The 13,395-nt window shown below is 42.2% G+C and carries 12 protein-coding genes and 2 pseudogenes; 3 read left to right on the forward strand and 11 right to left on the reverse strand.

Going from position 1 to position 13,395, the window contains the following annotated elements; translation table 11 throughout:
• Positions 1–550 (reverse strand): annotated as a pseudogene (locus M1F56_RS09775) (IS30 family transposase); the annotation flags it as partial.
• Between the two features lie 129 nt (positions 551–679).
• Between M1F56_RS09775 and M1F56_RS04880 the strand changes: the two are divergent.
• Positions 680–1,773 (forward strand): annotated as a pseudogene (locus M1F56_RS04880) (IS3 family transposase).
• 197 nt (positions 1,774–1,970) lie between these two features.
• Here the strand turns inward: M1F56_RS04880 and rpsR are convergent.
• The 6 genes from rpsR to M1F56_RS04910 all read right to left on the reverse strand — a co-directional run bounded on the left by rpsR (position 1,971) and on the right by M1F56_RS04910 (position 6,323).
• Positions 1,971–2,210: a 30S ribosomal protein S18 gene (gene rpsR, locus M1F56_RS04885; protein WP_000068664.1), complete on the reverse strand. Its 240-nt coding sequence runs from the start codon at positions 2,208–2,210 to the stop codon at positions 1,971–1,973.
• A 31-nt stretch (positions 2,211–2,241) separates the two neighbouring features.
• The gene (gene ssbA / locus M1F56_RS04890) at positions 2,242–2,712 is read right to left on the reverse strand and encodes a single-stranded DNA-binding protein SsbA (RefSeq protein ID WP_000609592.1); all 471 of its coding nucleotides are present in this window, start codon (positions 2,710–2,712) and stop codon (positions 2,242–2,244) included.
• Positions 2,713–2,723: 11 nt separating this feature from the next.
• Positions 2,724–3,014: a 30S ribosomal protein S6 gene (gene rpsF / locus M1F56_RS04895; protein WP_049505311.1), complete on the reverse strand. Its 291-nt coding sequence runs from the start codon at positions 3,012–3,014 to the stop codon at positions 2,724–2,726.
• Positions 3,015–3,162: 148 nt separating this feature from the next.
• Positions 3,163–4,506, reverse strand: coding sequence for an asparagine--tRNA ligase (gene asnS / locus M1F56_RS04900; protein WP_282184684.1), 1,344 nt, complete (start codon positions 4,504–4,506; stop codon positions 3,163–3,165).
• 152 nt (positions 4,507–4,658) lie between these two features.
• Positions 4,659–5,837 carry a pyridoxal phosphate-dependent aminotransferase gene (locus M1F56_RS04905; protein ID WP_247917041.1) on the reverse strand — a complete coding sequence of 393 codons (1,179 nt, stop codon included), beginning with the start codon at positions 5,835–5,837 and terminating at the stop codon, positions 4,659–4,661.
• Positions 5,838–5,846: 9 nt separating this feature from the next.
• Positions 5,847–6,323, reverse strand: a complete 477-nt coding sequence (locus M1F56_RS04910; RefSeq protein ID WP_000776858.1) for a DUF5590 domain-containing protein — start codon at positions 6,321–6,323, stop codon at positions 5,847–5,849.
• Between the two features lie 118 nt (positions 6,324–6,441).
• Here M1F56_RS04910 and M1F56_RS04915 point away from each other — a divergent pair, with 118 nt between their 5' ends.
• Together M1F56_RS04915 and M1F56_RS04920 are read left to right on the forward strand one after the other, a co-directional pair.
• Positions 6,442–6,888 (forward strand): MarR family winged helix-turn-helix transcriptional regulator, encoded by a 447-nt coding sequence (locus M1F56_RS04915; RefSeq protein ID WP_084944944.1) that lies wholly within the window; start codon positions 6,442–6,444, stop codon positions 6,886–6,888.
• A 91-nt stretch (positions 6,889–6,979) separates the two neighbouring features.
• Positions 6,980–7,528, forward strand: coding sequence for an NADPH-dependent FMN reductase (locus M1F56_RS04920; RefSeq protein WP_084874367.1), 549 nt, complete (start codon positions 6,980–6,982; stop codon positions 7,526–7,528).
• 31 nt (positions 7,529–7,559) lie between these two features.
• On the opposite strand, the gene yaaA is transcribed toward M1F56_RS04920, so the two are convergent.
• The 4 genes from yaaA to M1F56_RS04940 all read right to left on the reverse strand — a co-directional run bounded on the left by yaaA (position 7,560) and on the right by M1F56_RS04940 (position 13,184).
• The gene (gene yaaA, locus M1F56_RS04925; RefSeq protein WP_247917042.1) at positions 7,560–8,288 is read right to left on the reverse strand and encodes a peroxide stress protein YaaA; all 729 of its coding nucleotides are present in this window, start codon (positions 8,286–8,288) and stop codon (positions 7,560–7,562) included.
• Positions 8,289–8,364: 76 nt separating this feature from the next.
• Positions 8,365–9,960, reverse strand: a complete 1,596-nt coding sequence (locus M1F56_RS04930) for a hypothetical protein (protein ID WP_247917043.1) — start codon at positions 9,958–9,960, stop codon at positions 8,365–8,367.
• Between the two features lie 11 nt (positions 9,961–9,971).
• Positions 9,972–10,382, reverse strand: coding sequence for a peptide deformylase (locus M1F56_RS04935; protein ID WP_084852437.1), 411 nt, complete (start codon positions 10,380–10,382; stop codon positions 9,972–9,974).
• 105 nt (positions 10,383–10,487) lie between these two features.
• The gene (locus M1F56_RS04940; protein WP_247917044.1) at positions 10,488–13,184 is read right to left on the reverse strand and encodes a cation-translocating P-type ATPase; all 2,697 of its coding nucleotides are present in this window, start codon (positions 13,182–13,184) and stop codon (positions 10,488–10,490) included.
• Positions 13,185–13,395: the final 211 nt, after the last annotated feature.

Consider the following 13,395-nt stretch of genomic DNA (forward strand, 5'->3'; position numbering starts at 1 on the left):
GTATCTGCTTCCCAATCACCGACCCTAGCTCGCTTGTTTGCTTCTTCGGGTTTTTCGTGAATGGTATGAGAAATAGAAATTCGCCCTCTTTTTCGACATAACCTTTTGTATGACGTGTTTTCCCACGATGGCGGAGCTTGCGAAGGACACCACGAGCACCATGTGAAAGCCTGTTGTCAAAGTGACCGCGATAGATGGCTCTATAGATTGTTTGATAACTAATAACAGCTTTTCCATACTCTAATCGTAACCGACCTTCTATTTCTTAAGGATACCATTGATAATCGAGAAATAGATGTTTGATGGTATTACTCAAATTATGGTCTACTTCAAGCATCCGTTTCCGCCCACAGTGTGATTTAGCAATATGGTAAGATTCCTGTGCTTGATTGGGAGAATAACTTCCTGATTTTGTATGTCGTTTCCACTCGCAACTAATACTAGACGGATGACGATGAAGCAACTTAGCAATTTGAGAAAAATTTAGGCCTTGCATACGGTAAATGAGAATACTCTCACGCTCATCTATGGTAAAATGATGGTAGCTCATAAGATTTCCTTTCGTAACTAGTTCGTTCAATTCTATTTTACTAGAAAATCGGCACTACCCCCGTAAAATGAGACACAAGAAAAACACTCCTGTTGAAATCTGGTAAACTAGAAACAGGAGTGTTTTGTTATGGTCAAAAAAGCCTATTCAGTAGAAACTAAGTTAGCCTGTATCGAAATGAAGAAGATAGGTAAATCAAATAAGGTTATCATGGATACCCTCGGTATTAAAAATGTCAGTCAGGTGAAGACTTGGTGGAGATGGTATCAGAATGATGAATTGTACCGTTTCTACCAACCTGTGGGGAAACAATATACTTACGGTAAAGGGATGAAACAGTTATCTGAAGTCGAACAGTTACGTTTGCAGGTAGAATTACTAAAAAAGTATCTGATCTTGGTAAGAGAATCGACAAAGTAAGTCTTATCAAGCTAGTGGAAGAGTATCAGAAAACCTACCCTGTATCTCTTATTTTAGAGTATTTCAGCGTCAAACGCTCAACCTTTTATCGCTGGAAACAGGAGCGTAAGAATTCTCAAAAAAGAGACGAAATAGCAGATAAAATCGAAAAACTCTGTATGGAAAATCACTTTATTTACGGCTATCGAACCATCACTCGCTTGCTCAAGAAAGTTTATAACCTCGTCGTAAATCGCAAGAAAATCTATCGTATCATGAAGGGGACTGAATTAGGAAAGCCTTACCATGTAACAAACAATAAGTTGGATCGTGATTTTCAGGCAGACAAGCCTATGGAGAAGCTGGTAACGGACATCTCCTACCTCTACTTTGGCAACTGTAGGCTCTATCTATCCTCTATCATGGAACTCTATAATCGTGAAATTGTGGCTTATACCATCTCAGATTGCCAGGATACGGATTTTGTGCTTGACACGCTTCATCAACTCGAATTACCTCAAAGGACACTCTTACACAGTAATCAGGGGGTCTGTCTACACCTCCAAAGCATACTATCAGGCTTGTACTGAAAAAGGCATCACCCGCTCCATGTCCCGTAAAGGAACGCCAGCAGCTAATGCCTATATCGAATGATTCCATTTTGTTCTCAAGTCTGAAACCTTCTATCTCCATAAGTGGAGAAACTTAACCAAAGATAGTATAACAGATATTGTCAAAAATTACATCCTATTTATAATGAAACTAGAATTCAACAGAAATTAAATGACCAGTCTCCTGTAGAGTACAGAAAACTGGTCGCATAAGAGGGGTTTTCTCTTGTCCCAGTACAGAGTGCAGTGCCGGTTTTTTTCGCTCTCTCATTTCCATGCTCGTAAAAAAAGACCCGTAATGGTCTTAATTCGCTTTCTTGTTTCCTAGCTCATGAAAAAGAGGTCCACTGGACCCAACTCGCTCCCTCGTTTCAAAGCTCGTGAAAAAAAGACCCACCCGGGTCTTTTCTTTAATCTTCGTTTACGAAAGGCATCAAAGCCATTACGCGAGCGCGTTTGATAGCTGTTGTTACTTTACGTTGGTTTTTAGCTGAAGTTCCTGTTACACGACGAGGAAGGATTTTCCCACGTTCTGAAACGAAACGGCTAAGAAGCTCAGTATCTTTGTAATCAACATATTCAATTTTGTTTGCTGCGATGTAATCAACTTTTTTACGGCGTTTGAATCCGCCACGACGTTGTTGAGCCATGTTTTTTCTCCTTTATAGTATTAATTGTCCATTAGAATGGTAAATCATCATCTGAAATGTCCAATGGATTTGTTGCTCCAAATGGATTTTCAGAACGTGAAAAGTCTGGTACTGGGTTTGCAGGTGCTGATTGACCAGCAGTTGGTGCAGAATAAGCGCCACCTGAATGTCCTTCACGCACTCCACGGCTTTCCAACATTTGGAAATTATCCGCCACGACTTCTGTTACGTAAACACGTTGTCCTTGCTGGTTATCGTAACTACGAGTCTGGATACGACCTGTGATCCCGATAAGAGAGCCTTTTTTAGCCCAGTTAGCAAGATTTTCAGCCTGTTGGCGCCACATAACGACATTGATGAAATCAGCCTCACGTTCGCCATTTTGACTCTTAAATGTACGGTTTACTGCAAGAGTAAAAGTCGCAACTGCTACATTTGATGGGGTATAACGCAACTCAGCGTCACGTGTCATACGCCCTACAAGTACAACATTGTTAATCATAATTTACCTTCTTACGCGTCAAGTTTGACGATCATGTGACGAAGAATGTCAGTGTTGATTTTTGAAAGACGGTCAAACTCTTTAAGAGCTGCGTCGTCGTTTGCTTCAACGTTAACGATGTGGTAAAGTCCTTCACGGAAATCTTGGATTTCGTATGCAAGACGACGTTTTTCCCATGATTTTGATTCAACAACAGTTGCACCGTTGTCAGTCAAGATAGAGTCAAAACGTGCTACCAAAGCGTTTTTCGCTTCTTCTTCAATGTTTGGACGAATGATATAAAGAATTTCGTATTTAGCCATTGATATGTTCCTCCTTTTGGTCTAATGACCCCTAGTCTTTGCAAGGGGTAAGTGAGGTTTGCTCACAATAAACTATTATACTAGAAAAACTGATAGATAGCAAGATAAAAGTGAAAAAAGAAGATGAAAATATCTTCTTTTTACTAGTTTATGGTTTGATACGATGCAACATACGTGGGAATGGAATGGCTTCACGGATGTGTTTGGTTCCAGCTGCGAAGGTTACCATACGCTCGATACCGATACCAAATCCTCCGTGTGGAACTGTACCGTATTTACGAAGGTCAAGGTAGAATTCATACTCTGTACGATCCATACCAAGTTCTTCCATCTTAGCGACAAGGGCATCATAGTCTTCCTCACGCATAGAACCACCGATGATTTCTCCGTAACCTTCTGGGGCAAGCAAGTCTGCACAAAGCACGCGCTCTGGATTTCCAGGAACTGGTTTCATGTAGAAGGCCTTGATAGCTGCTGGGTAGTTCATGACAAAGGTTGGTACACCAAAGTGGTTTGAAATCCAGGTTTCATGTGGTGAACCAAAGTCATCTCCATGCTCCAAATGCTCATAGTCAGCATCTTCATCATTCTCATGCTCTTGCAAGAGGTCAATGGCTTGATCGTAAGTGATGCGTTTAAAGGGCTCTGCAATGTAGCGTTTCAAAAGATCTGTATCACGTTCCAAAGTTTCCAAGGCTTGGGGAGCACGGTCAAGTACACCTTGAAGAAGGGCTTTTACGTAAGCTTCTTGCAAGTCAAGTGATTCATCGTGTGTCAGGTAGGAGTACTCAGCATCCATCATCCAAAACTCAGTCAAGTGACGGCGTGTTTTTGATTTTTCAGCACGGAATACTGGACCAAAGTCAAAGACACGGCCAAGAGCCATAGCCCCTGCTTCTAGGTAAAGCTGACCTGATTGGCTCAAGTAGGCTGGTGTTCCAAAGTAGTCTGTTTCAAAGAGTTCAGTTGAATCTTCTGCCGCATTTCCTGAAAGAATTGGGCTATCAAACTTCATGAAGCCGTTCTTATCAAAGAACTCATAAGTTGCATAAATGATAGCGTTACGGATTTGCATCACAGCCACTTGCTTACGAGAGCGTAGCCACAAATGACGGTTGTCCATTAAGAAGTCTGTTCCGTGTTCTTTTGGTGTGATTGGGTAGTCTTGAGATTCACCGATCACTTCGATGTCTGTAATATCCAACTCATAGCCAAACTTAGAACGTTCGTCTTCTTTGACAATCCCTGTCACATAAACAGACGTTTCTTGGCTCAAGTGTTTGATCGTTTCAAATTTTTCAAGACCTACCTCTTCACCAAATTTTTCAATGAAGTTTGGTTTGAAGGCGACTCCTTGGAAAAAGGCTGTTCCGTCACGCAATTGCAAAAAAACAATTTTCCCTTTTCCTGATTTGTTGGCAACCCAGGCTCCGATGGTCACTTCTTGACCAACGTAGTCTTTTACAGCGATAATTGTTACACGTTTTGTCATAATCTATCTTCCTTTTTTCGTTTAACTTGTCCGAAGACATCATTACCCACTATTTTACCATAAATAGACTGCGATAGCTAGGTTCGACCAGAGAAAATTCGCGAGATTTTCGTTACAAAAAATCTTCGCTAAAAAGGCGAAGATTCTATGTTTTATTTTTCCATAAACTGATGCAAACGGCGAATGGCTTCTTTCAAGGTGTCCAAGTCAGTTGCATAACTGAGACGAACATTTTCTGGCGCCCCAAATCCTGCTCCTGTAATCAAAGCCAGACCGACTTCTTCGAGGATAGCTGTTGTAAACTCTGTCACATCGGTATAACCCTTCATCTCCATCGCTTTTTTAACATTTGGGAAGAGATAGAAGGCTCCTTGTGGCTTGACAACTTCAAATCCTGGCACTTGGCACAAGAGTGGATAAATGGTATTCAAACGTTCTTCAAAGGCTTGGCGCATGGTTTCAACAGAGTCTTGCGGTCCGGTTAGGGCTTCAATGGTAGCATATTGCGATACGGCTGTCAGATTTGAAGTCGTTTGTCCTGTCAATTTGCTCATGGCAGCGATAATTTCAGGATTTCCCACAGCATAACCTACCCGCCAACCAGTCATGGCATAAGCCTTAGATACACCGTTAATCACGATGGTTTGCTTGCGAATGGCTTCTGACAGACTAGAGATTGGAACAAATTCGTTCCCGTTATAAACCAGACGACCGTAAATATCATCTGCTAGGATAAGGACATCATGTTCAACAGCCCAATTTCCGATAGCCATGAGTTCCTCACGAGAGTAAATCATACCAGTCGGATTCGATGGCGAATTGAGAACTAAGACCTTGGTCTTATCTGTTCGGACTGCTTCTAGCTGCTCCACTGTTACTTTAAAGTGATTGTCTTCTTTGGCCTGGACAAAGACTGGCACTCCTTCTGCCATTTTGACTTGATCTCCATAGCTGACCCAGTATGGTGTAGGGATGATGACCTCATCACCTGGATTGACCACAGCCATAAAGAAGGTGTAGAGAGAGAACTTAGCACCAGTGGCAAAGGTAACCTCGTTAGCCGCTACGGAATACCCATAGTAGCGTTCAAAATAGGTATTAACCGCCGCTTTTAACTCTGGTAGGCCTGAAGCAACTGTATAGAAGGAAGCACGTCCATCTCGAATCGCTTCTACCGCTGCCTCCTGAATGTTTTCAGGAGTATGAAAATCAGGCTGTCCCAAGGTTAAGAAAAGAACATCCTTTCCCTGAGCTTTTAATGCTTTGGCTCTTGCATCACTGGCTAGAGTGACGCTTTCTTCCATTTCTAGTACACGTTTGGATAGTTTCATATGCCCTCCTTATTGGATCACTGCTCCTGTTTCAAAGTCGACCAGATAGTACTGGTTTCCTGACTTAACTTCCCAAATCGGCTTGTCCTGATAACGACCAAAGGTGATCTTGTCAATGTCGCTAGCTCCTTTTTCTCTCGAAATCGTCGCTGCCTTGTCTTGAGAAATCCCCTTATCAAGCTGATAAACATAAATCTTATGGTCATTCTTTTCAATCAGTACGGCAATGGCCTCTTGCTTTTTATTATGCCCCAAAACGCTGTAATAACCTTCTAGCCCATTATAAAAATCAACCTGGTCTGCCTGTTCCAATTCTGCATACTGCTTGGCTAGTTTTTCTCCCTCAACTCTAGCATCTTGATAGGGTTTCATGCTGAGTGATATCAGATAAAGGAAGGAAGTCGTCATGACTAGTACTACCAAAGCAATGCCGATTCCATACTGTAAAAGTAGCTTGTTTTTTGCTTTTTTCTGTCTTAGTTTCACTCGTCTATTTTACCATCTCTCCTTCTTTATTACAAGTGAAGACAGGAACATTCTAAGATTCTTTTCCTATAAAATATAAGTTCTTGTTTTTCTCTCTCATTATTGATAAAATAGCCTTATGAAACAATATTTGAAAGAGAAAATTTCCGATAATCAACTAGACTTAAAAACGGCTATCGTCTTCAATAAAGCCATACGAACTTTTAAACCATATGAAGCAAATGCTGCCAAAGAACACGGGCTAACACCCACCCAATTTTCAGTTTTGGAAACCCTCTATAGCAAGGGGGAACTACGCATTCAGGATTTGATTGAAAAAATGCTAGCCACTTCTGGAAACATGACTGTTGTCATTCGAAATATGGTTCGAGATGGATGGATTTCTAGAACTTGCGACCCCAAGGATCGTCGCTCCTTTTTCCTGAAATTAACACCTGCAGGACGCAGAAAAATCGAAGAGGTTCTTCCTGACCATATCGATTCTATCGTAGAAGCACTCAGCATCTTGGAAGATGGCGAAAAGGAAGACTTAATCCGCATTTTAAAAAAATTTAAAAATTTGTGAGCAAAATTATTGCTAATTAGTATCATTTGTTGTAACATAGATGGTGACAAAAGGGCTCGCTCTTTGAATTTTAAACTAAAGGAGACACATCATGTCTAAAAAAGTACTATTTATCGTCGGTTCACTTCGCCAAGGTTCTTTCAACCACCAAATGGCCCTTGAAGCTGAAAAAGCACTTGCTGGAAAAGCAGAAGTTAGCTATCTTGATTACTCAGCTGTTCCTCTCTTCAGCCAAGATTTGGAAGTTCCAACTCATCCAGCTGTAGCTGCTGCTCGTGAAGCAGTCCTTGCTGCGGATGCTATCTGGATCTTCTCTCCAGTCTACAACTTCTCTATCCCTGGAACAGTTAAGAACTTGCTTGACTGGCTCTCTCGTGCCATTGATTTGTCTGATACACGTGGTGCTTCTGCCCTCCAAGATAAGTTTGTTACTGTCTCATCTGTAGCCAATGCCGGTCACGATCAACTCTTTGCGATTTACAAAGACCTCTTGCCATTTATCCGTACACAAGTCGTTGGTGACTTTACAGCTGCTCGTGTCAATGACTCTGCTTGGGCAGACGGAAAATTGGTGTTAGAAGAAGCAACTGCTTCATCACTTGCTAAACAAGCTGACGACCTTCTTGCAGCCATCAACTAATCAAGCAAAAACCAGCTCGAATGAGCTGGTTTTATGCTTGTTTCACAAAGACGAGTTCTAAATCACTTGATAAATCAGTTCGGTAGTCAAAACCGGCGAAGCTGAGCTTACGAGCTTGTTCGACTGTTTGAACTTGCCCTTCTATCAAGGCTGTCAAAAAAGCCCCACGCGCTTTCTTGGAAATGGTTGAGTGAATCTTCAGCTGACCAGCCTTGTCCTCCATAAATTTGAAGGTCACCATCTTTTCTCTGATTTCCTTAGAAAATACAGTTTCAAACTCTGATGACAAGAGAGAAAATATCAAGTCCTCATCCTGTAGTGCCTCATCATAGGCTGACTTCCAATGACTCTTTAAAGTCTTACCAGCTACTTTTAACTTCATCAAAAAGTCCAAACGGTGAGGAGCCATTGGAGATAGGGCTGGAACTACGCCATACAAAGCTGATGTAATTAAAACATGATTTTCAAGATAGGTTTGTTCAGTATCGGTCAACTCATCTCGTTTGATGTGGCGATACATGAGACCATCAAAAAGTTTCAAGGCTGGATAATTCTTAGCGCTCTGATCTTTTAGAGCTTGAATATGAGCGTACTCTTCTTCTGCTTTCTCGGCAGATACCTTATAAAAGCTTTCCAATTCACTAGCTGAGTAGTGCGCCAGTGAGTCAAGGACTGCCTGACTTTCTTCACTCAAGGGGAGCGCTTCGACAAGAGGAAGGTTTGTGTTCATTTCTTTGGCTGTTGGGATTAAAATTTTCATATTGTTAGTGTAGCATATTTTTCAATCACGACCAAGAATTTCATCTGAAAAACCTTGGTTAATACCAAGGTTTCTTTTACTTGACTTTAAAGGTCTTGAGATAGTTATCTTTTCCAACTTGACCTTCGAAGGTTTGGCCATTTTCGAGGTAAGGAAGGTCGTCTGACACGGAAGCCTTGACCTTATAAATCTTGCCATCAATTTTGAAGAAGTAGACAGTATCACCTTTGATGACAGCTGATTTAAGGTCTGAGACGATACCCTTGATGTTTTCTACCGTTTCATTATCCAGCTCGAGGTCGTTTTTATTGGCATACTTGCTGAGGAGTTCATCTACCGTAGTTGCTACGATAACGTTTTGGTACTCCACGGCATCGACCAATGCATACTCCTTGACCAAGCCTGCATTGTCCTTCAAGCCCATGATATAGAGTGGTTTGTCATTGAGATTGACAAGGATAGGGAAGGTAGCCTTGTAGGCCTTCTCTTGAACTGCTCCTTCTGCGGAAGCTCGGGCAGATTCTTCGGTTGCTGATGCTAGATTGTACTTGGTGATTTCACCAGTGCGCATATTTTCAAGGATAAACCCTAGATTACTTTCATCAGCGTTTGCAGAAGTCACCCCCGTGTAAAGATAAATATCATTTCCGATAGAAAGATAGTTATAGCCCTCCGTCGTTTGGGTAACATTTTTCTTAGAAATCAAGGCATTCCAGAAACCGTCTTTATACTTACCGTTGTAGTTGATTTGTTCGATGGTTTCTTCTGCTGGATAGACACGATCCACCCATTCTGGTACTTCATCCAAGCTGTATTCCTTGGTTTCTCCATTGGTGGCGTCTAAGATAATAACAGACGAAGGGCGAGGGACTCCTAGACCAAACTGTTTTTGATAAACGGTTGCTACATAGAAAGGATTGCCTTCATCATCCACCTCAAAGGATGGCGTTTTAAAAATCTTGGTTGGGTACTTGATTCGAAGATGACGTTTGACATCACGATTAAAATACTCGGAGTCTGAATACTTCATCGGTGTTTTCAAGTCTACCAATTCAGCGTTCCCTGTCACCATATCAACCTTGATATACTCGCCAATTCCCTTGGACTGATTATTAAACCATTTGATCGGGTCGGCATACTCCAAAGGTGTCACCCGATAGGGTTTGCCATCAACCGTCAGCTGAGTGTAGGTATCTGCTGCCACGTACTGGGAGACCTTATCCGTCAGAGAGCCTAGATAACGGTCTCCAATCTTCTCTGCAGTGCTCCGATCTAGAATTGGAACCTTACTGGTATCACTCCTAGGAAAATCTTTAAAGTCTTTTTCCGTAATGGACACCACATTAGCATAATTTTTTGCTTGGAAAAAGCTAGAGGTCACTAGACTTACCAGACCAGCAAGGGCAAAGATAAGGCCTGCAGCCAACAACAATCCTCCACCTAATTTATTAAAATGAAGCCCTTCTAGATTGAGTTCGTTGGCAGGCTTGCCATGACGTACATGAACCGTCTTGAGAAGATTGGTATCCCTTCGAAAACTAAACAAAATCCCCATCACCACCAAATGTCCACATAGGAAAAAGATAAATTCCCAGCTAGTAAGATTAAGTGGCGGCAAAAAGATATACCAAGTCGTTGCGATAAAAACAAGTTCAAAGAGTATACGTTTCATCTGAATTCCTCCTAAATAATTCGTCCTTCCAAATGATCCAGTTCATGTTGACAGATCTGAGCTGGAAAACCTGTCAGTGTAATGGTCTGCTCCTGCCATTTGCTATCGCGATAGGAAACCGTAATCGTTTCATAACGAGTTGTTGGTCGCACCCCAGTCAAGGACAAACACCCTTCCTCTGTCTCGTAAGGATCCTCAAAGGAAAGGAGAACGGGATTAAACATGACTATGGGAACCAAGCCAAGATTAAAGATAATCACGCGCTTCTGCACGCCAATCATATTAGCCGCTAGACCGACACAGGTCTCGCGATTGGCCAGCAGAGTATCCTGTAAATCTCTAGCTAGATAAATGTCTTCCTGCCTTGCAGGTTTCGAAACTTGCGACAGGAATAAGACGTCTCGGACAATTTTCTTTTCCATTCTCTTACGCTCCTTGCTACTTTACTTTATTATAGCACAAAAGGAAGCGACTTCTAGTCCTTTCCCTCAAATGCAAAAGAAAGCCATCCGAAGATGACTTTCTTTTTAAATCGCGTTCTTATCAAAACCAAGTTTACGTTGAACAAACTTAACGATTTCAACAATAAGTATCATTGAGAAGCTTCCAGCCAGAACAATGGCCCATTGTGACAAGTCTAGTTTGGTTACGTGGAAGATGCTTTCTAATGGGTCGATAACAATAGTTGATGCTAGTAAAATAAATGAAACCAAGATTGACCAGTTGAAAGTTTTAGATTTAAATGGGCCAACAGTCAAAATGGATTGGTAAACAGATTTTACATTGTAGGCATGGAAGAGCTGGATCAAACCAAGTGTTGCAAAGGCCATGGTGAGGGCATCAGCGTGGATAGCTTGATTGTCACCCACATGAACTGGGTAAAGAAGGGCAAGACCATAAACAGTCAAGACGAGGGCACCTTGAAGGAGACCTTGATAGATAATGGAACTCATGACCCCACCTGAGAAGAAGCTTGACTTACGTCCACGTGGTTTATGGGTCATTACACCTGGCTCAGCTGGCTCAACACCGAGAGCGATAGCTGGGAAGGTATCCGTTACCAAGTTAATCCACAAGAGATGAACTGGCTGTAAGACATCCCAACCAAACAAGGTTGATAAGAAGATGGTTAATACTTCAGCTGTATTGGCAGAAAGTAGGTACTGAATGGTCTTTTGAATGTTTGAGAAGACCTTACGTCCTTCTTCAACTGCAACGATGATGGTCGCAAAGTTATCATCCGCAAGAATCATGTCAGATGCACCCTTAGAAACCTCTGTACCAGTGATCCCCATACCGATACCGATATCGGCTGTTTTCAAAGCTGGCGCATCATTAACACCATCACCTGTCATGGCAACGACCTTACCTTGGTGTTGCCAAGCCTTGACAATACGAACCTTGTGTTCTGGAGATACACGCGCGTAAACAGAGTATTGACCAACGACTTTTTCAAATTCTTCATCTGACAGTTCATTGAGTTCCGCCCCAGTCAAGACATGGTCTTCCGAGTCATTTTCGTCGATAATTCCCAAACGTTTGGCAATAGCTTCTGCTGTGTCTTGGTGGTCACCAGTGATCATGATTGGACGGATTCCCGCTTCCTTAGCCACACGAACGGCTTCTGCCGCTTCGGCACGTTCAGGGTCAATCATCCCAATTAAACCAGTAAAGATCAAGTTGTTTTCAAGCTCTTCAGAAATGAGGTTTTCTGGAATACTGTCAATAATCTTATAAGCACCCGCAAGAACACGCAGAGCTTGGTGAGCCATTTCAGAGTTGTTTGTATGAATTAATTCAGTGACTTTCTCATCAATCGAAGCAACATCTCCCGCCTTATCACGAGCAACACAACGTTTCAAGAGTTGATCTGGAGCCCCTTTGACTGCCACGAGGAATTTACCATCTGGCAATGGGTGAACCGTTGACATGAGCTTACGGTCAGAGTCAAACGGCAATTCAGCTACACGAGGATATTTCTCTAAGAACCCTTTAACATCGTAACCCTTGTCCAAGGCATACTGGATGAAGGCTGTTTCCGTTGGATCCCCGATCAGGTTTCCTTCAGCATCAATCTTGGTATCGTTGGCCAAGACAACTGAACGAAGTAGTGGCATTTCAAGACCTAGTTCAATGTCATCAGCTGAGTTATGTAGGACTGCATCATAGAAGACTTTTTCGACTGTCATCTTGTTCATGGTAAGCGTACCAGTCTTATCAGAAGCGATGATCTCAGTCGAACCAAGCGTTTCAACTGCTGGCAACTTACGAACGATAGAGTTTCGTTTTGCCAAAACTTGAGTACCAAGGGCAAGAACGATGGTCACGATAGCAGGAAGCCCTTCTGGGATGGCTGCAACAGCAAGCGCAACAGATGTCATCAACTCACCAAGTGGATCTTTGCCTTGAATGAAGACTCCAACTACAAAAGTAACAAGGGCAATGACCAAAATTGCATAGGTCAAAACCTTAGAAAGGTCGTTCAAGTTTTGTTTGAGTGGCGTGTCCGTCTCATCCGCATCTTGAAGCATGCCAGCAATATGACCAACTTCAGTGTACATACCTGTATTGACAACAACACCAAGACCTCGACCATAGGTCACGTTTGAGTTCTGGAAAGCCATATTGACACGGTCACCAATACCAGCATCTGCAGCGAGCTCGACTGTCAAGTCTTTTTCAACAGGAACAGACTCACCTGTCAAAGCTGCTTCTTCGATTTTAAGAGAGTTGGCTTCTAGCAAACGTAGGTCTGCTGGCACTACATCACCAGCTTCAAGGGCAACGATATCTCCTGGCACCAATTCTTTGGAATCAATCTCTGCCATGTGTCCATCACGAATAACGCGAGCAGCTGGACTAGACATAGACTTGAGAGCTTCGATGGCTTCTTCTGCTTTTCCTTCTTGGTAAACACCAAAGGCAGCATTGATGATAACCACGGCTAGGATAATGATGGCATCTGCAATATCTTCCCCACCAGAAGTTATGACTGATAAGATAGCTGCAGCAATTAGGATGATAATCATCAAATCCTTAAACTGTTCGATGAATTTAACCAAGAGAGATTTTTTCTCACCCTCTTCCAGTTCATTGCGTCCATATTCAACTAGGCGTTTCTGCGCTTCGCTAGACGAGAGGCCTTGCTCAGTTGCTTCAACTGACTTCAAGACCTCTTCAGGACTTTGAGTATAAAACGCTTGGCGTTTTTGTTCTTTTGACATGTGTCTCCTCCTTGACATTGTGTGCAAAACAAGTTCTCTTTTAGTTTTATGACAAACAAAAAGAGACCTGTTAATCATAACAAGTCTCGCTGTTTAAGATAGTGCCGGAAAACATACTTTTCAGTATACAATTCGGAATGACGACACTATCACAGGTTTCTGCCAGCTACTCCCTTGAGTAGTACTATTATATCAAAATTTGAAAAGTTTT

Origin of the sequence: Streptococcus oralis (assembly GCF_023109005.1) — a bacterium.
GTDB lineage: Bacteria > Bacillota > Bacilli > Lactobacillales > Streptococcaceae > Streptococcus > Streptococcus oralis_BU.